The organism is Nocardiopsis sp. NPDC006938 (genome assembly GCF_042869555.1).
Classification (GTDB): Bacteria; Actinomycetota; Actinomycetes; order Streptosporangiales; family Streptosporangiaceae; genus Nocardiopsis.
Window position 1 is genome coordinate 403,676 of sequence record NZ_JBIAGA010000003.1, and the last position, 18,791, is coordinate 422,466.

At 72.7% G+C, this 18,791-nt stretch carries 17 protein-coding genes, 1 pseudogene and 1 riboswitch; of the genes and pseudogenes, 7 read left to right on the plus strand and 11 right to left on the minus strand.

Annotated elements, in window-relative coordinates; all coding sequences use genetic code 11:
• The first annotated feature begins 49 nt into the window (after nucleotides 1-49).
• Nucleotides 50-1,639: a tetratricopeptide repeat protein gene (locus ACFYL4_RS07285; RefSeq protein ID WP_357768516.1), complete on the plus strand. Its 1,590-nt coding sequence runs from the start codon at nucleotides 50-52 to the stop codon at nucleotides 1,637-1,639.
• Between the two features lie 179 nt (nucleotides 1,640-1,818).
• On the opposite strand, the gene ACFYL4_RS07290 is transcribed toward ACFYL4_RS07285, so the two are convergent.
• Entirely contained in the window at nucleotides 1,819-2,547 is a 729-nt protein-coding gene (locus ACFYL4_RS07290; protein WP_357768517.1) for a DUF998 domain-containing protein, read from the minus strand.
• Between the two features lie 237 nt (nucleotides 2,548-2,784).
• Between ACFYL4_RS07290 and ACFYL4_RS07295 the strand changes: the two genes are divergently transcribed.
• From ACFYL4_RS07295 to ACFYL4_RS07305, 3 genes are all read left to right on the plus strand, one after another.
• Nucleotides 2,785-3,687, plus strand: coding sequence for a universal stress protein (locus tag ACFYL4_RS07295; protein WP_357768519.1), 903 nt, complete (start codon nucleotides 2,785-2,787; stop codon nucleotides 3,685-3,687).
• A gap of 325 nt (nucleotides 3,688-4,012) precedes the next feature.
• Nucleotides 4,013-5,821, plus strand: a complete 1,809-nt coding sequence (locus ACFYL4_RS07300; RefSeq protein ID WP_357768527.1) for a phosphoenolpyruvate carboxykinase (GTP) — start codon at nucleotides 4,013-4,015, stop codon at nucleotides 5,819-5,821.
• Nucleotides 5,822-6,094: 273 nt separating this feature from the next.
• Nucleotides 6,095-6,877, plus strand: coding sequence for a hypothetical protein (locus ACFYL4_RS07305; RefSeq protein ID WP_357768521.1), 783 nt, complete (start codon nucleotides 6,095-6,097; stop codon nucleotides 6,875-6,877).
• A gap of 67 nt (nucleotides 6,878-6,944) precedes the next feature.
• On the opposite strand, the gene ACFYL4_RS07310 is transcribed toward ACFYL4_RS07305, so the two are convergent.
• The 9 genes and pseudogenes from ACFYL4_RS07310 to fdhD all read right to left on the minus strand — a co-directional run bounded on the left by ACFYL4_RS07310 (nucleotide 6,945) and on the right by fdhD (nucleotide 16,151).
• Nucleotides 6,945-7,751 carry a hypothetical protein gene (locus tag ACFYL4_RS07310; RefSeq protein ID WP_387517133.1) on the minus strand — a complete coding sequence of 269 codons (807 nt, stop codon included), beginning with the start codon at nucleotides 7,749-7,751 and terminating at the stop codon, nucleotides 6,945-6,947.
• 127 nt (nucleotides 7,752-7,878) lie between these two features.
• Nucleotides 7,879-8,421 carry a hypothetical protein gene (locus ACFYL4_RS07315; RefSeq protein ID WP_357769688.1) on the minus strand — a complete coding sequence of 181 codons (543 nt, stop codon included), beginning with the start codon at nucleotides 8,419-8,421 and terminating at the stop codon, nucleotides 7,879-7,881.
• 152 nt (nucleotides 8,422-8,573) lie between these two features.
• Nucleotides 8,574-10,229 (minus strand): cation acetate symporter, encoded by a 1,656-nt coding sequence (locus tag ACFYL4_RS07320; RefSeq protein ID WP_387517135.1) that lies wholly within the window; start codon nucleotides 10,227-10,229, stop codon nucleotides 8,574-8,576.
• A gap of 116 nt (nucleotides 10,230-10,345) precedes the next feature.
• Nucleotides 10,346-10,756, minus strand: a pseudogene (locus ACFYL4_RS07325) (hypothetical protein); the annotation flags it as partial.
• Between the two features lie 19 nt (nucleotides 10,757-10,775).
• Complete coding sequence (locus ACFYL4_RS07330; RefSeq protein ID WP_387517137.1) at nucleotides 10,776-11,564, minus strand: LytR/AlgR family response regulator transcription factor; 789 nt, start codon at nucleotides 11,562-11,564, stop codon at nucleotides 10,776-10,778.
• Nucleotides 11,561-12,577, minus strand: a complete 1,017-nt coding sequence (locus ACFYL4_RS07335; RefSeq protein WP_387517139.1) for a sensor histidine kinase — start codon at nucleotides 12,575-12,577, stop codon at nucleotides 11,561-11,563. The genes ACFYL4_RS07330 and ACFYL4_RS07335 overlap by 4 nt, the downstream gene beginning before the upstream one ends.
• A 289-nt stretch (nucleotides 12,578-12,866) precedes the next feature.
• The gene (locus tag ACFYL4_RS07340; RefSeq protein WP_357769680.1) at nucleotides 12,867-14,567 is read right to left on the minus strand and encodes a cation acetate symporter; all 1,701 of its coding nucleotides are present in this window, start codon (nucleotides 14,565-14,567) and stop codon (nucleotides 12,867-12,869) included.
• Entirely contained in the window at nucleotides 14,564-14,968 is a 405-nt protein-coding gene (locus ACFYL4_RS07345; RefSeq protein ID WP_357769678.1) for a DUF485 domain-containing protein, read from the minus strand. The genes ACFYL4_RS07340 and ACFYL4_RS07345 overlap by 4 nt, the downstream gene beginning before the upstream one ends.
• Nucleotides 14,969-15,326: 358 nt before the next feature.
• A complete protein-coding gene (gene fdhD, locus ACFYL4_RS07350; protein ID WP_387517141.1) occupies nucleotides 15,327-16,151 on the minus strand; it encodes a formate dehydrogenase accessory sulfurtransferase FdhD in 825 nt (274 codons plus the stop codon).
• Nucleotides 16,152-16,346: 195 nt separating this feature from the next.
• Nucleotides 16,347-16,419: riboswitch (guanidine-III (ykkC-III) riboswitch) on the plus strand.
• A 31-nt stretch (nucleotides 16,420-16,450) separates the two neighbouring features.
• Here fdhD and ACFYL4_RS07355 point away from each other — a divergent pair.
• The 3 genes from ACFYL4_RS07355 to ACFYL4_RS07365 all read left to right on the plus strand — a co-directional run bounded on the left by ACFYL4_RS07355 (nucleotide 16,451) and on the right by ACFYL4_RS07365 (nucleotide 18,021).
• The gene (locus ACFYL4_RS07355) at nucleotides 16,451-16,765 is read left to right on the plus strand and encodes a multidrug efflux SMR transporter (protein WP_357769674.1); all 315 of its coding nucleotides are present in this window, start codon (nucleotides 16,451-16,453) and stop codon (nucleotides 16,763-16,765) included.
• A gap of 55 nt (nucleotides 16,766-16,820) precedes the next feature.
• Nucleotides 16,821-17,177 (plus strand): VOC family protein, encoded by a 357-nt coding sequence (locus tag ACFYL4_RS07360; RefSeq protein WP_357769672.1) that lies wholly within the window; start codon nucleotides 16,821-16,823, stop codon nucleotides 17,175-17,177.
• A 106-nt stretch (nucleotides 17,178-17,283) separates the two neighbouring features.
• Nucleotides 17,284-18,021, plus strand: coding sequence for a transcriptional regulator (locus ACFYL4_RS07365; protein WP_357769670.1), 738 nt, complete (start codon nucleotides 17,284-17,286; stop codon nucleotides 18,019-18,021).
• Nucleotides 18,022-18,205: 184 nt separating this feature from the next.
• Here the strand turns inward: ACFYL4_RS07365 and ACFYL4_RS07370 are convergent, their stop codons facing one another.
• Nucleotides 18,206-18,700, minus strand: a complete 495-nt coding sequence (locus tag ACFYL4_RS07370) for a DUF2087 domain-containing protein (RefSeq protein ID WP_387517144.1) — start codon at nucleotides 18,698-18,700, stop codon at nucleotides 18,206-18,208.
• Nucleotides 18,701-18,791: the final 91 nt, after the last annotated feature.

Genomic DNA, 18,791 nt, shown 5'->3' on the forward strand with positions numbered 1-18,791 from the left:
CCCCCGCCGTCGGACCTGGTGCGGACACACGCGCGGAAGGGGGAACGGCATGAGGGGTGTGGTCCTGGACGACCTGCGGGAACCGGTCGGCACCGGCGACCCGGGTTTCGACCGGCGGGTGCGGGGGGCGGTCGGACGCGGCGCGGCCGACGAACTGGAGGCGCTGTGCGCGGAGGCGGAGGAGCGGTTCGGCGCCGACCACCCCGACACCCTCAGCCTGCGGGTGCACCTGGCCCTGTGCCGGGAGGGACAGGGGGACCCGGCCGGGGCGGCCATCGCGCTGAGCGGCGCGGCGGGACGGCTGTCGGACACCGCCGGACCGCTACACCCGCGCATGCTGGCGCTCCAAGCGGAGATCGCCCGCCTGTGGGGCGAGTCCGACCTCACCGACCTGGCCGCCGACAGCTACCGGCGGTTGGCGGAGGCGGTCGAGCTGGCCCGGGGCGCCGACGACCCGGGGGCGCTGGCCGCCTTCGAGCGGTTCGCCTGGTGGACGGGGAAGACCGACCGGGTCGACGCGACCGTGGCGGCCTACGCGCGCCTCCTCGTCCGCCAGCGCCGGGCGCTCGGTCCCAACCACGAGGACGTCCTGGAGGCCCGAGCGGAGCTGATCCGCTGGCACGCCCGGGCGGGCGACGCCACCAGCGCGGCCCGGGCCTGCGCGGACCAGGTCGCCGCCCGCGAACGCGTCCACGGGCCGGGACACCCCGACACCCTGGCGGCCCGGGTACTCCTGGTGCGCTGGCGGTCCCGGGCGGGGGACCACGTCGGGGCGGTCCGGGCCGGGGAGGACCTGCTCGCGGCCCGGCGGGCGGTCCAGCCCGAGCACCACCGGGAGGTCCTCAACACCCGCCGCCTGCTCGCCGAGCACCGTACGGACGCCGGTGACCTGCTCGGCGCCGACCGCGACTACGCGGACCTCCTGCCCGACCTGGAGCGCCACCTGGCTCCTGACCACCGCCTGACCCTGCTGGCGCGGGTCGGTCGGGCGCGCCTGCTGTTCCTGTTGGGCGACCCGGAGGCGGCGGGGGCGGTGGTCGCGGGGGCGACCGGAGCCCTCGCGCGCGTGCTGGGAACCGGTCACGAGTCCACCGTGGAGGCCCGGTTCCTGACCACTGTGGCCCGTGTGACCGCGGGGGACCCGGACGGGGCGCTCGCCGAGGCGGGGGCGCTGCTGCCCGATCTGAGGCGGTTGCACGGGGACGACCACCCCGCGACCCTGTTCGCCCGCGCGCAGGTCATGGAGGCCCGGGGCGACTGCCGGGTGGGTGCCGTCCACGAGCGTCTGCGCGAGCTCTGGGAGCCGGAACTGGGGCCGTCGCACCCCAACGTGCTGCTGGTCCGTCTGCGCCTGGCCGCCCAGGGCGATCTCACGGGGGAGGAGGGACAGCGGCGGCTCACCGAGCTGTTCGACGAGTTCGGCCTGGTGATGGGGCCCGACCACGGGCTGACCGTGATGTTCCGGGCGTTCGTGATCACCCTGCGCTCGGACGCGGCCACCGCCCTGGCCGAGCTCGGCGACCTCTACCGGGGGTGTGCCACCGTCCTGGGGCCGGAGGCCGCCGGGACCCGGGCCGCGCTGGAGGCCTACACGGAGTGGCGGGGCCACGTGCTCGGGGAGGCGGAGCGGTCCGCGTGAGAGTCACGAGATGGCGGGTACCGCGGCCCCGGGACCCGCGCGGGCCCGAACCCCGTCCCCCCGGGCCGGGTCGGCCCGGGCCGGGGGTGCCCCAGCCTCGTGGGCCCCGCGCCCGCGCAGCGCTGCGGGGCGGTCCCGCCCAGGGCCCGCGCCCGGCCGAGCGCCGGAAGGAGCACCGGTCAGCGGGTCGGGTGGCCCGTGGTCCGGAGACGGCGATCGCGCTTCCACTGCCCCGGTACGACCCCCGCGGCCAGCAGCCACAGCGCCACCGTCACCAGATGGGCGCGTTCGGCCAGGCCGAGGGCGACCCCGGGCGCACCGTCCCCGGAGGCCGCGAACACCAGCGCGGCCAGCACCAGGACCGCCGCGGCGGCCGCAGCCTGCGCGACGGTGATCACCGCCAGGACCGCCCAGGCGCGGTCCCCGGCGTCCCTGCGGTCCAGCGTCAGCGCGGCGGAGGCCACCAAGGCGGCCAGGGTGGCGACCACGGCCAGCACCGGCTGCGCCGCCGTCGCCCCCTCCACCCCCTCCACCAGGGACTCCACGGTGCAGGCGGCGTCGGTGGACACCACGCACCGGCCGGGCAGCAGGGAGGCGGCCAACGACGCGGCGCCGAAGACGGCCATCGACCACCAGGACAGCGTGAGCCAGCGGCGCGGACGCCGGGCCCCCAGCGCCAGGCCCAGCCCGGCGGCGAGGGCCACCAGGATCGCGGCGGTCCGGTACGCGCTGTCGAGGAACTGACCGAGGGCGGAGTGGGGGTCGGCGAGGGCCCCTGAGGGCACCCCGGAACCGGCGGGGAGCAGGACCTCCACGGTCCACAGGCTGTAGACGACGGCGGCGGCCACGGCGGCGACCCGGCCGTCCCGGTGGTCCCAGTGCAGTGTCGCGCTGTTCGAGTCAGGCATCGCGCCCCCAGTCTCCACGGCGGAACTCGTGTCGTTTCCTATGACGCGCCGACGCGCCCATACGTTCCGTCGCCGACGGAACACGGTTCGTTCCGGCACCCCGTGTCGGTCAACTCGCGGCGGCACTGTTATCCACGGGTGTGTGTTCGAGCGGCATCATCGTGGAACACCGCGGGACACCGGCCGGTAGGTCCGGCAACCGCACGGGTATCGACGACCTACGGAAGGGCGCACGTGATGAACGGCGCAGCCACGGCGCGATGGGTGATCGTGGGGGTGGACGGCACCGACTCCAGCAGGCACGCCCTGGAGTGGTCCGCTCACCAGGCCGCGCTCCGTGGTCTCGGGGTACGGATCGTCGCCGCGGCGGGCCCGGTCTCCGCCGACGACTTCGGAGTCTGGGACGGCGCTGGGGAACACACCGGGGGCGGCGCCGGGGCGGGCGCCCGACTCCTGCTCGACCGCGCGGGCGACTGGACGTCCCGGCTGTTCCCCGAACTGTCCGTCCAGACCCGCCTCTCCCACGCCCGCCCGGCCGACGCCCTGGTCGCCGAAGCCTCCGCCCCCGACGCGGTGGCCGTGGTGGTGGGCTCGCGCGGGCTGAGCGGGATCGCCGCCGCGTTCGTGGGGTCGGTTGGCATCGAGCTGGCCGCCCGTTCCCCGGTTCCGGTGGTCGTGCTGCCGCGCGACCACGCCTCCGCGCACGGGGTCCGCAGCCGCGTCATCGTGGGGGTGGACGGTTCCGGGCCCAGCCGCCACGCCATGGAGTTCGCCTTCTCCCAGGCGGCATTCGCCGACGCCGACCTGGTCGCGGTGAGCGCCTGGCAGCCCCTGGTCGCCTTCGCGGCGGCCACCGGCCCGATCCCGCCGGAACTGTTCGACGACGCCACCGCGGCCGAGGCGGCCCGGCACGCGCTGGAGGAGGAACTCGCCGACCTGCGGCTGCTCCACCCCGAGGTGCGCGTCCACACCCGCGTGGTGCGCGCGCACCCGGTCGTCGCCCTACTGGAGGAGGCCACCCCCGCCGACCTCATCGTGGTGGGATCGCGGGGGCGAGGAGGCTTCCGGGGGCTGCTGCTCGGTTCGGTCAGCCACTCGGTCCTGCACGGGGCCCGGGGGCCGGTCGCCATCCTCCGCTGAGCGCCCCGCCGCGCGACAGAGGTCTATTCCTGGGGTTCGGCGCATCCCGTCCGTTGTGTGACGAACAGCACCGTGTGTCGGTGCGGGCGCCGATTCCGCCCCCGGTACGGGCGAAACCGGCTTCGAACAGTGCCGGAGCGCGGTCCACGCGGAGGTGTTCCGGCACGTACCCGAACTCCTCGAATCCCTTGCTGTGCAGCGGAATCGGTTCCCTCCATGGGGGCCGTATAGACCATTGGCCTAGTCCAATTGGTCAGCTTCGGCGGTCGTCGTTCATGATGCGAGGGATCTCGTAATTCGATGAGGAGCCGTTGTGACTGCTGACGTGGGTACCGATGTGGGCGCCGCCCCGACCAAGAACGAGGAACTCGTCTCCTGGGTCCGTGAGGTCGCTGAGCTCACCCAGCCGGACGAGGTCGTCTGGTGCGACGGCTCCGAGGAGGAGTGGACCCGCCTGACCGACCAGCTGGTCGAGCAGGGCACCTTCACCCGCCTCAACTCCGAGAAGCGCCCCAACAGCTTCTACTGCACGTCGGACCCGACCGACGTCGCCCGCGTCGAGGACCGCACCTTCATCTGCTCCGAGCGCGAGGAGGACGCCGGTCCCACCAACAACTGGATCGCCCCCGACGAGATGCGCGCCACCTTCGGCGAGGTCTTCAAGGGCTCCATGCGCGGCCGCACCATGTACGTCGTGCCCTTCTGCATGGGCCCGCTCGGCGGCGACATCTCCCAGCTCGGTGTCGAGATCACCGACTCCGCGTACGTCGTCGTCTCCATGCGCATCATGGCCCGCATGGGCGCCGCCGCCCTGCGCCTCATCGAGGAGCGCGGCGAGTTCGTCAAGGCCGTCCACTCCGTCGGCGCCCCTCTGGAGCCCGGCCAGCAGGACGTCGCCTGGCCCTGCAACTCCACCAAGTACATCTCGCACTTCCCCGAGACCCGTGAGATCTGGTCCTACGGCTCCGGCTACGGCGGCAACGCCCTGCTCGGCAAGAAGTGCTACGCGCTGCGCATCGCCTCGGTGATGGCCCGCGACGAGGGCTGGCTCGCCGAGCACATGCTCATCCTCAAGGTGACCTCCCCCGCGGGGAAGTCCCACTACGTCGCCGCCGCGTTCCCGAGCGCCTGCGGCAAGACCAACCTGGCCATGCTCCAGCCGACCATCCCCGGCTGGAAGGTCGAGACCGTCGGCGACGACATCGCCTGGATGCGCTTCGGCGCCGACGGACAGCTGCGCGCCATCAACCCCGAGGCGGGCTTCTTCGGCGTCGCGCCCGGCACCGGCGCCAAGACCAACGCCAACGCGGTGGAGACCCTCCACGGCAACAGCATCTTCACCAACGTCGCGCTCACCGAGGACGGCGACGTGTGGTGGGAGGGCCTGACCGAGGAGCCCCCGGCGCGCCTCACCGACTGGAAGGGCCGGCCGTGGACCCCCGAGTCCCCGGAGCCCGCCGCCCACCCGAACTCCCGTTTCACGACCCCGGCGGGGCAGGCCCCGACCATCGCCGACGAGTGGGAGGACCCGGCCGGCGTCCCGATCTCCGCGATCCTCTTCGGCGGCCGTCGCGCCACCGCGGTGCCGCTGGTGTCCGAGTCCTTCAGCTGGCAGCACGGCGTGTACCTGGGCGCCAACGTCTCCTCGGAGAAGACCGCCGCCCAGGAGGGCTCGGTCGGCGAGCTGCGCCGCGACCCGTTCGCGATGCTGCCCTTCTGCGGTTACAACATGGGCGACTACTTCGCCCACTGGGTGCGGGTCGGCAAGCAGGCCGACGCCTCCAAGCTGCCGAAGATCTTCTACGTCAACTGGTTCAAGAAGAACGCCGACGGCAAGATCGTGTGGCCGGGCTTCGGCGAGAACAGCCGGGTCATCAAGTGGATCGTCGACCGCCTGGAGGGCGAGGCCGCCGCGGTCGAGACCCCCATCGGCTACCTGCCGACGGCGGACGGCATCGACACCGAGGGCCTGGACGTCTCCGCCGAGGACATGGAGTTCGTCCTCGACGTCGACACGGAGGTCTGGAAGAAGGAGGCCGCCCTGGTCCCCGAGTTCTTCGCGACCTTCGGTGACCAGCTGCCCAGCGAGCTCTGGGACGAGTACCACGCGCTGCTGAACCGCCTGGAGAAGTAGCGCTCCCCCCGACCGGCCGACCCCTCCACTCGGCCGGTCACCTCCCGAGAGGGTGCGGACACCGCGGTGTCCGCACCCTCTTCGCGTGTCCCGCCGCCCGACCCGGCACGGCGGGTTCGGTGCGGGGGATGTGTCCGGGCAGGTCAGGACATGGGCGAAAGGTCTCCGGTGGAGGCGGCCACGGCCCGGTGACGCTTTCGGATTTCCCCGAAAGGGGCGCGGTGCCGCGTGCTAAGGATGGTCCGTCCTCTGCCGAGAATCCGGGAAAACCACATGCTCACGTTGTCCGTCATCCTCTCCCTCGTGGCCGTTCTGGCCGTCATGGTCGGCGGCGCCGTCCTGGCCGCCCGGCGCTACCAACTCACCGGTGACACGGCCGGTGGCGCGGTGGGCGTCGTCATCGCGCCGTGCGTGCTGTCGCTGTACCTGGTCGCCGCGGCAATGGCGGTGGTCATCGGGTGGGAGGACTACAAGTCGGCCGAGGACGACATGATCGCCGAGGCCGGCGCGGCCCAGGCCCTGTACTGGAGCAGCACCGCGATCCCGGGGGCCGAGGGCGAACAGGTGCGCGTCCAGCTGCGCACCTACATGGAGACGGTGATCGAGGACGACTGGCCCCTGATGGAGTCGCAGGGCGAACTCAGCCCCGGCGGCGACGACGACCTGGCACTGCTCGCCGGGTCGGTGCGGGGCCTGTCGGTGTCGGACACCGGCGACGGCCTGGACCGGCTGACCGCCCGGCAGGAGGTCACCAAGCTCAGCGACGCGCGGAGTCAGCGCGCCGACGCGGCCGAGGACCAGATCCCGAGCGCCCTGTTGGCCATCTCGGCGCTGACGGCCGTGGTGATCGCGGTGCTGCCGTTCGCGATGATCCGGAAGGGGTCCGGGCCCGCCTACTTCTGGGCCGCGGTGAACCTGGTGTTCGTCTTCGGCACGATCGTGCTGCTGTTGTTCATGGGCAACCCCTACAACGGGATTCTGGCCAACGACGCGGGCGCGATGGAGGACGCCGTGGCCGCGTTCGACCGCGCCGACCTCACCCTGGACCGGCCGTAGTAGCGGCGTCCGGCGCCACCGCTCCCCGGGGCCCGTCCCGCCGTGCCCGGCGGGACGGGCCCCGGCGTCAGTCGGCGGACGAGGCCGCCACCGCGCGGCCCGCGCCGACGGCGGCTCCGGCGGCGACGATCGCGATGACCATCATCGTGCGCATCGGGGTGAACGCCGACGCCGCCTGTTCCGGGGACGCCACCCCGGGGTCGGCCAGGATCTCCGCCCGCACGGCCGCCGGGGGCGGGGCGTTCGGCGGCTCGACGGCCGGGTCCGCCTCCGGTGCCGGTACGGGGTCGGGCGGAGCCGGGTCCGAGGCGGGGGCCGACTCGGAGGGTGTCGGGGAGGCTTCCGGCTCGGGTGCGTCGTCTCCGGGCGTGCCGGGCTCGGGTGGGCCGGGGGGAGCCTGGGGCTCCTGCCGTTCGGGTGGAACGGGTTGTTCCGGCGCGGGCGGCTGGGATGCGGGGGGTTCCTCCGGCTCCGGGAGCGGCGGGGGCTGGGGGCACGTGGGCGCCTGCCCCGCGTGGATGACCACGTGGGCGCCGTTGGTGCACACCAGGACGTGCGATCCGGGGACGACGTTGACGTACCCCTCGGTGCTCTGCGTGTGGGCGCCGCCGGGTCCCGCGTCCACCTGGGAGGAGCCGTCTCCGGTCCGTGCCTGCCCGGCCGCCGCCGGGGATTCGGGGACGGAGGCCGCTCGTGCGAGGGCCGGGGCGGACCCCCATGCGAACGCGAGCGCCCCCGCCGCCGCCAGGGCGAGGAGGGCGGCGGTCCGTTCGCGGCCCACGGGGGCGCGCCTGCGCGCGAGGTGGGCCCCGGACGGGAGTCGGGGTGTGGGAGAGGAGCGGGTTCGTGACCCCGCGTACTGAGGTCTGTTCACACCGTGATGCTACGGGGTGGGGGTCCCGCCACAGGTCGGAATCGGTGTCCCGGTGGAGGGGCGGTCGCCACGGCGCCCGCCCCTCCGCGTCACCGGGCCCGGGTCCCGACCTGCCCGCGCACCGGGGTCACCGGCAGCTGATGAACCCGTTGACGAACGTCTTGTTCTGCTCGTCCACCCGCATACGGCCCTGGACGTTGCCGATGGGGGAGAGGTTGGACGTGAAACTGCGGGTCTGGCCCGCCCTGATGGTGTGCGTGGGCCCGTTGCGGGTGAGGCTGCCCAGTTGGGCGACGGAGAACCTGATGGTCACCGGGGTTCCGGTGGTCTTGCGGTAGGTGACCGTCGCGCTCTTGCACCCGGTGGTGCTCGTGGTCAAGGTGCCGTGGGTGATGGGGAGGCCGGTGGTGGCGCGGGCGCCGATCGGGTCGGAGTCCTCGTCGGCCGGAGCGTACTCGGGGTTCTCCTCCAGGAACGCCTCCAGGCTCTCCACGTCCTCGCCGACCTCGTAGACGCCCTCGTCGGTGACGATGATCTCCTGGCTCTCGGTCCGGACCTCGCCCATCTCGGCGCTGGCGGTACCGGGAACCAGGAGGACAGTGGCCGTGACCAGGGCGGTCAGCGCCGTGAGGCGGGCCGGGAGCTTCGGGTGGGGGGAAGATAAGGGCACTTCGTCCTCCGGTGGTGGGTTCGCGCGGGGGTGCTGTGAACCTACCAACCGTCCTTCCGGCGAACCAAGGCCCTTCGTCCCGTCGACCCGCTCCCACCCGCGCCAGGCACGACCCCGCCCCTTCCACACCGGCGCCCACGCCCGGAAACCGCCTACGGGGAGTGCAGGCGCAGTACCGCGTGCTCGGCCCACTCCGGAGGGCGGGTGCGCAGGGAGACCACCACCATCGTGAGGAACGCCAGCGGGATCGTCCAGGCCGCCGGTTGGGCCAGGAGAACGGTGACCCAGCCCCCGGGGGTGGCGAACAGGATGGACCAGCCGACGGCGCCGGTCGCGGTGACCCCGCCCACGACCAGCCCGGCCACCGCCCCCGGCAGCGTGAGCCGACGCCACCAGATCCCCAGCACCAGCAAGGGACAGAACGTCGACGCCGCCACCGTGAACGCCCACACCACCAACACGTTGATGTCGATCGCCTGCGCGGGCAGCGCCAACAGCACCGCCACGCACGCGCCCACCGCCACCGCCAACCGCAACCGGGGCACGCTTCCCCGGAACAGGTCGTGGGACAGCCCCCCGGCCAGCGCCAGCAACAGCCCGGACGAGGTCGACAGGAACGCGCCGAACGCCCCCGCCGCCACCAGCGCCGTGAGCATCGTGCCCGCCGAGCCGGGGACCGCCTCCGCGGGCAGCACCACCGCCACCGTGTCCGTTCCCTGGAGCAGCACCAGCTGCGGCGTGAGCACGCGCCCCAGCAGGCCGTAGACCGTGGGGAACAGGTAGAAGAGTCCGAGCAGGGCGATCACGCCGACCGCCACCCGGCGGGCCGTCCGTGCGGTCGGGCTGGTGTGGAAGCGCATGATGACGTGCGGCAGACCCATGCATCCGAGGGTGATCGCGAGCAGGGTCGACCACGTCTCGAAGAGCGGGTACCCGCCCACGTCCAGCAACGGGGCGCTCCACCGCTCGCTCCCCAGCTCCGGCAGACCCTCCGGGTGCGGGATGACGGCCCCCTCCGGGAACACGAACTCCGTGCCCGCGTCGACCGCGTGCGTACCCGCGGCCAGCACCCGCTCCCCGCCGTCGGGGGTGGTGACGGTGACGGCCCGGTCCAGAGCGAACTCGGTGGCCACGGTGAACTCCACCGGAGTGTCCCGGGGGAAGTGGGTGCCCCACTCGGGGTGCAGAGCCTCGGCACGGGTGTCGGCGCCCGCGTGCACGACGAGGAAGATCGCGGGCACGGCGAGGAACGCCAGTTTCACGACGTAGTGGAAGGCCTGCACGTAGGTGGCCGAGCGCATCCCGCCCGCCGCGATGGAACCGCTCACCACCAGTCCCGCGAGCAGCACACCCACCCAGTACGGCGTGCCGCTGACCAGGCTCAGCACCACCCCGGCGCCCTTGAACTGCGGCACCAGGTACAGCAGCATGATCACCAGCACCACGCACCCGCAGAGCTTGCGCAGCCGGGGCGCGCCCAGCCGGTACTCGGCGAAGTCGGGCACGGTGAACGCCCCCGAGCGGCGCATGGGACCGGCGACCAGCGCCACCACCGCCACGTAGCCCGCGGTGAACCCCACCGCGTACCACATGGTGCCCAGCCCGTTCTTGAGTAGGAGCCCGGCCAGGCCCAGCACCGACGCGGCCGACAGGTACTCGCCCGCGATGGCGAGGGCGTTCCAGTTCGGTGACACCCGTCGCGAGGCCACCAGGAAGTCCGAGGTCGACCGGGCCGCCCGCACCCCGTACACCCCGATGACCAGGCTGGTGACCAGGACCAGACCGATCGCCAGCACCGCCGTGGTCACGGTGTCCTCCCGTGGTCCGCGGCGGTGTCGGGCGGGCGCTCCCCGCCCGCCCGGCCGCTCCCTCCGGCCTGGACCGACCCGCCCGCTCCCACGAACCCGCCCGCCCCGCCGGTTCCGGTCCCGCCCGCGACGTCCTCCCCGCCCCGGCCGGTGCCCCGGGCCCGGTCGGCCGCGCGCGCCTCGGCCCGCTCCTCCAGGCGCTCCGCCCCGCGCACGTGCCACAGGGCCAGCCCGAACAGCAGCGGGTACACCGCCACCGTCAGCAGCAGCCACGAGACGGGCACCTCGGCCAGACGCACCCGGCCCAGTTCGGGGAACAGGGCGAAGGCCCCGCTCAACCCGAAGAGCACCACCGCCAGCAGCACCACGGTGCGCACCGCGGTGCGCCGCTGCGCCCGGAAGAGCCGCCGCGCGGCCTCGGCGTCCACGGGCTCCGGCACCGGGATGAGATGGTGCGCGGGCCGGTTGCCGCGCGTCAGCGCGATACGGGTCTGCGGGCTGGTGAGCTTCTCCCGGCGCGGGCTCATCCCCGCCCCCGACCGGAGGTCACTGCTGCTCCTTGACCGTTCCCGGCGGGCGGGCCGAACGGCCCAACTGGTCGCGCCGGGCCGCCTCCATGAGCTGGGCGCGCAGGTGGCGGCTGTGGCGTCGGCTCACCGGGACGTCCCCGGCGGGTGTCCCGGCCACCAGCCCGGAGGAGGAGGTCACCCGCAGGTCCCGCACCCACGGAATGGCGATGAGGAACCCCCGGTGCACGCGCACGAACCCCGCCGGCGCCCACACCTCCTCCAGGTACGACAGCGACAGCCGGATCAGGTGCGTGCCCTCGGCCGTGTGCAGCCGCACGTAGTCGCCCTGGGCCTCCACGAACTGCACGTCGTCGCGTTTGACGAAGACGGTGCGGCGGCCGGTGTCGATCTGCACCACGTGCAGGTCCTCGGCCGGTGAGGTGCCGCCACCGGAGCCGCGCAGCTGGGCGATCCGCCCCACGGCCTCGGCCAGCCGCTCCGGGCGGATGGGTTTGAGCAGGTAGTCGACGGCGCCGATCCCGAAGGCCTCCACGGCGTGCGCCTCGGAGGCGGTCACGAACACGATGGACGGCGGTTCGGACATCACGCTCAGCACCCGGGCCACGTCCATGCCGTCCAGTCCCGGCATGAGGATGTCGAGGAAGGCGGCGTCGATACTGGTCGTGCCCAGCAGACGCACGGCGGTGGCGCCGTTGGAGGCCACCAGGACCTCCGCCACCTCGGGCATGTCGCCCAGCAGCGCGGCCATCTCCTGCCGGGTGGACGACTCGTCCTCCACCACCAGCACACGGAGTTCGGGCTTCACAGGACCACCACCCCGGGGGCGAACCTGGGTACGCGCACGGTCACCTTCGTCCCTTCTCCCAGCGCGGTCTCGATCACCAGACCGTACTCGGGCCCGTAGACCGCGCGCAGCCTCTGGTCGACGTTGGCCAGGCCGACGCCCCGGGACTCGGGGCCGGTCCCGGCGAGCAGTGCTCGGGCCAGTTCGGGGTGCATGCCCACGCCGTCGTCCTCGATCTCGATCACGCACAGGGGCCCCTCGCCGAACCCGGAGACGCTGATGTGCCCCGTCCCCTCCTTGCGCTCCAGGCCGTGCCGGATCGCGTTCTCCACGATCGGCTGCACCACCAGGAAGGGGATGGCCACGGGAAGCACCTCGGGGGCCATCCGCACGGTGATGTCGAGGCGGTCGTGGAAACGGGCCCGCTGGAGTTCGAGGTAGGTCTGGGTGGCCTCCAGCTCGTCGGAGACCGTGGCGTAGTCGCCCTTCTCCGAGAACCCGTACCGGAGGTAGTCGGCGAAGTCCGACAGCAGGTGGCGGGCGCGGTCGGGGTCGGTGCGCACCAGGGCGGCGATCACCGCGAGCGCGTTGTGCACGAAGTGCGGGGAGATCTGTGCGCGCAGGGTCCGCAGGTCGGCGGCGGCGATCCGGGCACGGGCACGCCGCAGGGCGGCGTGGTCCAGGGAGTCGGAGACCAGTGCGGCGGCGGCCTCCACGTCGGCCTCCACCGGGTGCCCCGAGGCCACGAGGGCGCCCGAGAGCTCGTCGGCGACGGTCAGTGGGACGGCGCACACCGAGGTGGCGTCGGGCAGCCGGGCGCGGACGGTGCCGCCGTACTCGAACACCTGGCACAGCACGGCTTCGACCTCGGCGGGGGCCGGTTGGCTCCCGTGGGAGGCGACCGTTCCGTCGAGATCGGCGAGGAGCACCCCGTCCACGGCCAGGACCTGGCGCAGGCGACGGGCCGCGGAGTGCGCGCCGCGCCCGTGCAGGCCGTCCCGGAGGTCGGCCCCCAGGGCGTGGATCTGGCGCATCAACTCGACACTCGCCTGGCGTTCCGAGGACGTGGGGCGCCGGGAGGGGGAAAGCCGCGACAGCCACCGAGAGGACACAGACCGATCCTATCCCCGCGAAATGTGTCGGCGCTCACGTGTTGGCCTCCGCTTTCCTGTTCGTGTCGTGATGTCCCGTTCTCCCCGTCGTCGCCGGTGCGATACGGCCGGGCCGCTGGTGGGGCGGGTGGTGACGCGGGTCCTCAGAGTCGGCACACGGGACGGGCCCGCCGCCCGGTGGGGCGGCGGGCCCGTCAGGGAGACCGGCGGGCTAGTGGCTGCTGGCCTTCTCCGCGCCCGCGCCGGTCAGGGCGCGGACCTGGAGCATCGCGAACTTCTCGTAGTCGCTCTCCTTGGACATCAGCGTTCCGACGACCGCGCAGAGCAGGCCCAGCGGAACCGAGACCAGCGCCGGGTTGGGCATCGGGAACCACGCGAAGTCCGCGCCGGGGATGAGCGCGGTCTCCGAACCCGAGACCACCGGCGAGAAGAACACCAGGCCGACCGCGCTGATCAGACCGCCGTAGATGCCCGCGAGGGCGCCGGCGGTGTTGAAGCGCTTCCAGAACAGGCTGAGCAGGAGCGTCGGCAGGTTCGCGGAGGCCGCGATGGCGAACGCCAACGAGACCAGGAAGGCCACGTTGAGGTTCTGCGCGAACACCGCGAGGACGATGGCGACCAAGCCGACGAACCAGGTGACGACCCGGGCGACCTTCACCTCCTCGGCACCGGTCGCCTTCCCCTTGCGGATCACGGAGTTGTAGAAGTCGTGGGCCAGGGACGAGGACGAGGCGATGGTGAGGCCGGCGACCGTGGTGAGGATGGTCGCGAAGGCCACCGAGGCGATGACCGCCAGCATGATCGACGCGAAGACCGGCCCGCCGATGTGGGCGCCGACCGCCTCCGCGAGCATCGGCGCGGCGGTGTTGCCCGCCGGGTTCTGGTCCTGGATGGTCTCGTAGCCGACCAGAGCGGCGGCGCCGAAGCCCAGCACCAGGGTCATCAGGTAGAAGACGCCGATGAGGCCGATGCCCCAGTTGACGGACTTGCGGGCGGTGGTGGAGTCCGGGACCGTGTAGAAGCGGATCAGGACGTGGGGCAGCCCGGCGGTGCCGAGCACCAGGGCCATGCCGAGGCTGATCAGGTCGAGCTTGTTCCACATGGTCTGGACGGCGCTGTCGACCTCCTGGCCGTACAGCAGGCCGGGCTGGAGGAAGGTCTCGTCGCCGACCCGGCTGGAGTTGGCCGCCTGGGTCATCAGCTCGGGCAGGCTGAAACCGTAGATGGACAGGGTCAGCAGCACCAGGAAGGCGACGCTGATCATGAGGAAGGCGGCCTGGACGATCTGGACCCAGGTGGTGCCCTTCATCCCGCCGAAGGTCACGTAGATGACCATCAGCAGGCCGACCACGACGATGCCGAGGATCTTGGCGACGTCACCGGACATGCCGAGGTAGGTCTGGTCGCCCTGGATGCCCAGCAGCAGGGCGATGAGGGCGCCCGCGCCGACCATCTGCGCGATCAGGTAGAAGATCGACACGGTCAGGGTGGACACGGCCGCGGCCGTGCGGACCGGGCGCTGCTGCATCCGGTACGACAGCACGTCGCCCATGGTGAAGCGGCCGGAGTTGCGCAGCATCTCGGCGACCAGTAGGAGCGCGATCAGCCAGGCGACGAGGAACCCGATGGAGTACAGGAAGCCGTCATAGCCGGACAGCGCGATCATGCCCGCGATGCCGAGGAAGGACGCGGCCGACATGTAGTCGCCCGCGATGGCGAACCCGTTCTGGGTGGCGGTGAAGCCGCGTCCGCCGGAGTGGAAGTCGGTGGCCGTGTGCGTGCGTTTGTTGGCCCACGCGGTGATGGCCAGCGTGCCCGCGATGGTGAGCAGGAACAGGACCATGGTGATGGTCCGGCTGGCACCGCTGACGGTGCCCTCCTGCGCGAGGAGGAGTCCGGTCGAGAGGATCACTTGGCCTCCTCCTTGGAGCCGTTGGCGCCCAGGAGCTCGTCACGCAGTTCGTACGAGAGCGGGTCGAACTTCTTGCGGGCGTACCAGGAGTAGAGGATCGCGATCCCGAAGGTCGAGACGAACTGGAGCAGCCCCAGGAGCAGCGCCACGTTGAACCCGGCGGCGACCTCGATCGCCATGATGTCGCGGGCGAACCCGGACATGGCGACGTAGATGGCGTACCAGATGAGGAACAGCACCGTCATCGGGAAGACGAAGACGTACAGGGTCCGCCTGAGCTGGAGGAACCTGGGGTCGCCGTGCATGGCGACGAAGGTCTCGGTCGGGATGGGTTCCGACTCGTGGGCCTCGTCCGTGGCCGGCTGGGACGTGGGGTCCTTGGCCGAGGGTTGGCTTGTCATGCTGTTCGTTACCTCCGGGGGGATGGCGGGGACGGTGCCGCGTCTGGTCGCGTTCGCGCTGTTGGTGCGGTGACGCCTGGTATGACCAGTTCGTGTGACGTGGGTTACCCGGCACTGTAAGGAGCGACACCACGTCTGAGCAGGGGGGCGTGCCGGGGCGCGCGCCGAACGCGGACGAGGAGCGTCGAGCGGTCGCCCACCGTGCGACGAACGGTCGACTGGCGCGCCGAACGGTCGGCGGGCGGTGCGGGCCCGGGCGCACGCGCCCCGGCGCACGGCCCCCGTCCGCGCTCACCTGCCGTTCCGGGGCCGCTTGCCCGCTCGGAGCCCGGGAGTCCTGGAGCCCGGAGGTCGCGCCCTACACCAGGACGCGGTGCGTGCCGCTGTAGACGTTCATGGAGTCGCCGCGCAGGAAGCCGACGAGGGTGATGCCCGCCTCCGTCGCGAGGTCGACGGCGAGCGACGAGGGAGCGGAGACGGCCGTCATCATGGGGATGCCCGCCATCCACGCCTTCTGGACCAGCTCGAACGAGGCGCGTCCCGACACCATGAGCACGGTCTCGCGCAGGGGGAGCCGACCGGAGCGCAGCGCCCAGCCGACCAGCTTGTCCACCGCGTTGTGCCGTCCCACGTCCTCGCGCAGGGCGAGCAGCTCGCCCGTGGCGGTGAACAGTCCGGCGGCGTGCAGGCCGCCGGTGCGGTCGAACACCCGCTGGGCCTCGCGCAGACGATCGGGCAGCACGGTCACGGTGGGCACGTCGACGCGCAGGGGGTCGTCGTCCACCGGCCACCGCGCCTTGGTGCGCACGGCGTCCAGGCTGGCCTTCCCGCACAGTCCGCACGAGGAGGAGGTGTAGAAGTTGCGCTCCAGGGAGGTGTCGGGGCGCGGTACCTCGGGCGCCAGGGACACGTCCAGCACGTTGTAGGTGTTGGAGCCGTCCTCGGTGGCCCCGGCGCAGTAGCGGATGGCCGCGACGTGCGGGCCCTCGGACACCACCCCCTCGCTCACCAGGAACCCGGCGGCCAGGTCGAAGTCGCTCCCCGGGGTGCGCATGGTGATGCTCAGCGGGGAGCCGTCCAGCCTGATCTCCAGGGGTTCCTCCACCACGAGGGTGTCGACGCGTTCGCTCGCGACCCCCTCCCTGATTCGGAGGATTCTCTCGCGGGCGGTCACCCGTCCCATGCCTCGTCACCGCCTTCCGGGCTCTCGTTCGTCTACTGTGTCTACGCCTCCCGGCACCGGGTGTCGAGGGGCGGTCGCGCGGAGCGCCACGCCGTGGGCGGCGCGCGGTCCCCGACCAGGGTCTCAGCCCCGCCGGACCGGTCCGCCGGGGTGACCGGACTCTCCGGTCACCCCGGAAGGGCGGCACCGCCGGGGCCGTTGTACTGTGCGAGTACCTGAAGACTCCGGACGAGGTGCGCCGTACCCGGTCAAGACAAGACGGCGCGAACCACAGTTCGCACGTCTTGGAGGTAAAGGTCATGGCCTGGATCGTTCTGGTGATCTCCGGTCTTCTCGAAACCGCGTGGGCCGCCGCGCTCAACGCGTCGCAGGGCTTCACCCGCCTGTGGCCCACGGTGACCTTCGGCGTCACCCTGGCCCTGAGCATGGCCGGCCTGGCCTACGCCCTGCGCACGATCCCCCTCGGTACCGGGTACGCCGTCTGGGTCTCCATCGGTGTGGTCGGCACGGCGCTGATCGGCATGTTCGTCCTCGGTGAGGGCTTCAGTGTGCCCAAGGCCCTGTGTCTGATCGCCATCGTCGCCGGTGTGGTGGGGCTGAAGGTCCTCCACTGACTCGTCGTCCGCGCGGCCGCCGGGGGGATGCCCCGGCGGCCGTTAGTGTGTCCGCATGACTGTGGGAAGCCTTGTCCAGTGGGTGGTCAACGCCGTCGACCCGCCTGCCCTCGCCCGTTTCTGGTCCTCGCTGCTCGGAGGGGAGGTCGAGGTGCGGCCGGACGGTTGGGCCGTTCTCCACGGCGCCTCGGGGCAGCCCCGGATCTCGTTCCAGCCGACCTCCGAACCAGGGGGCGGGCGCGACCGCGTCCACCCGGACCTGCTCGTCGGCGACCTGGCGGACGCCTCCCGCGCGGCCGTGGCGCTCGGGGCCGTCGCCGTGGGGGAGCCCGTCACCGACGAACACGGGGCGTTCCAGGTGCTGCGCGATCCCGAGGGCAACGCGTTCTGCGTGGTCAAGCCCGCGCACTGACGACACAGGGGGGCCGCGGCCGACTGTGCCCCTGTGCACATACTTGCCAATAAGGAAAGTGAGTGTCACCCTGGAACGGATGTCCAGTCCGACCCAGGGTGGTCCAGTGAACCGCGAAGCAGCACTCCAGACCCTGAACGACGCCGAACCCCTCAGGAGGGACATGCGGGCGCACGCCCGATGGCCCGCGAGCGGCGTCGCGGGGCTCGTCCTCGCCGTCGTCCTCCCGGCCGTGGCCATCGCGGCGGGCGGCGGCCGTATCCCCCTGCCGTTCCTCGTGCTCGTCACGACCGTCCCGATCGTCCTCAACCTCTACGCGTACCACCAGCCGGTGCGGCTCCCGGGGCGCCTGGCGGCGCACTACGCGCTCACCGGCACCGGCGTGGCGATGCTCACCGGCACCGTCGTGTTCGGGCTCGCCCTCTTCCCCGCGTCCACACCGTGGTGGGTCGGCGGGGCGCTCCTGAGCGCTCTGCCCCTGCTCGCGTCGGTGGCGCTCAACCGGATCGGGGTGCGCGGCCGGGCGCTCCGGCACACCGCCCACCCCGGCGGCGCGCTGGACGAGGCGCTGCTCCCCACCGACCGGTTCGCCCTCGCCGCCGCCCTGTCCGGGGTGGACCGCGCGGGCACCGGCGCGCTGGCCAACACGCTGGGGACGGACGCGTCCGCACTGTCCGAGCCGATCCGCGCCCTCCGGGAGGAGGGGTACCTCACCGTCGTCACGCGGGAGCGCGGAACCCGGTCCGGGCCCCACGTGGCCCTCACCGCCTCTGGTCGGGAGGCCTTCGACGCACACGCGAGCGCCCTCAGACGCACGGCCGAGGGCGCTCCGGCCCCGGTCTGAGCCGCGTCCGGGCCCGGGCACGGACGCGGCGGCGAAGCCGCCCGGGAACCCGTGGCCCGGCCCGGGCCGGGGGCGCGACCGTTCGCGCATCACCGGCCCTGCCCGGAGCGCCGGGCGCGCTCACGGAGCCGTGGTCAGGGGGCCCGGGGCGGCTGGGTGTACTGACCATGGAGGTTGAGTACCCCTAGCTCCGGGAGCGGCGGTACCGGCTGCCGTCGTCCTCCCGCTCCAGGAACCCCTCTTCGACCAGGTAGCGGCGCAGCGCGGAGGGGTCGTCGAAACAGGTCAGCAGCGCCGTGTTCACCTGCTTCTCCGTGTACTCCAGTTCCGGGGCGAACAACCGCCCGCAGAGGCGTTCCAGCACCGCCAGGCGCAGATCCCGCCTGGCGGGCATCGAGGTGAGCCGACCCTCGTGGAACAGCGCGTCCACGGGGTCGGTCACCCGGGTCTGCGCCTTGTGCTCGCGCATGGCCTCGGCGAAGACCTCGGGCACGGCGACGATCCGCCCGTCCTCCTCGCAAACCAGACCGTCCTTGAGTAGCCGGTCCAGGTGCTTGCCCGCCGCACCGCCCGGACCGCTCGGCTCCCACCCCTCGGGGCCCGCGGAGACGATCCGGGCGAACAGCGACAGCCGATCGGGGGAGGCGAGCGACGACACGAGCTGGGTGGGGTGCGGCACGGGGGTTTCTCTACGGAGTCGGGGCCAAGGTCCCCGTCACCGTAGGAGCCGCGCCGCGTTCCCGGCCACCGAATATCGGGGCGCGGGCCCC

What these genes read in the sequence shown, in the direction of transcription:
- ACFYL4_RS07285 (WP_357768516.1), top strand. Translation starts at nt 50, where the DNA reads ATGAGGGGTGTGGTCCTGGACGACCTGCGGGAACCGGTCGGCACCGGC.
- ACFYL4_RS07290 (WP_357768517.1), bottom strand. Translation starts at nt 2,547, where the DNA reads ATGCCTGACTCGAACAGCGCGACACTGCACTGGGACCACCGGGACGGC.
- ACFYL4_RS07295 (WP_357768519.1), top strand. Translation starts at nt 2,785, where the DNA reads ATGAACGGCGCAGCCACGGCGCGATGGGTGATCGTGGGGGTGGACGGC.
- ACFYL4_RS07305 (WP_357768521.1), top strand. Translation starts at nt 6,095, where the DNA reads ATGCTCACGTTGTCCGTCATCCTCTCCCTCGTGGCCGTTCTGGCCGTC.
- ACFYL4_RS07335 (WP_387517139.1), bottom strand. Translation starts at nt 12,577, where the DNA reads ATGCGCCAGATCCACGCCCTGGGGGCCGACCTCCGGGACGGCCTGCAC.
- ACFYL4_RS07345 (WP_357769678.1), bottom strand. Translation starts at nt 14,968, where the DNA reads ATGACAAGCCAACCCTCGGCCAAGGACCCCACGTCCCAGCCGGCCACG.
- fdhD (WP_387517141.1), bottom strand. Translation starts at nt 16,151, where the DNA reads ATGGGACGGGTGACCGCCCGCGAGAGAATCCTCCGAATCAGGGAGGGG.
- ACFYL4_RS07355 (WP_357769674.1), top strand. Translation starts at nt 16,451, where the DNA reads ATGGCCTGGATCGTTCTGGTGATCTCCGGTCTTCTCGAAACCGCGTGG.
- ACFYL4_RS07360 (WP_357769672.1), top strand. Translation starts at nt 16,821, where the DNA reads ATGACTGTGGGAAGCCTTGTCCAGTGGGTGGTCAACGCCGTCGACCCG.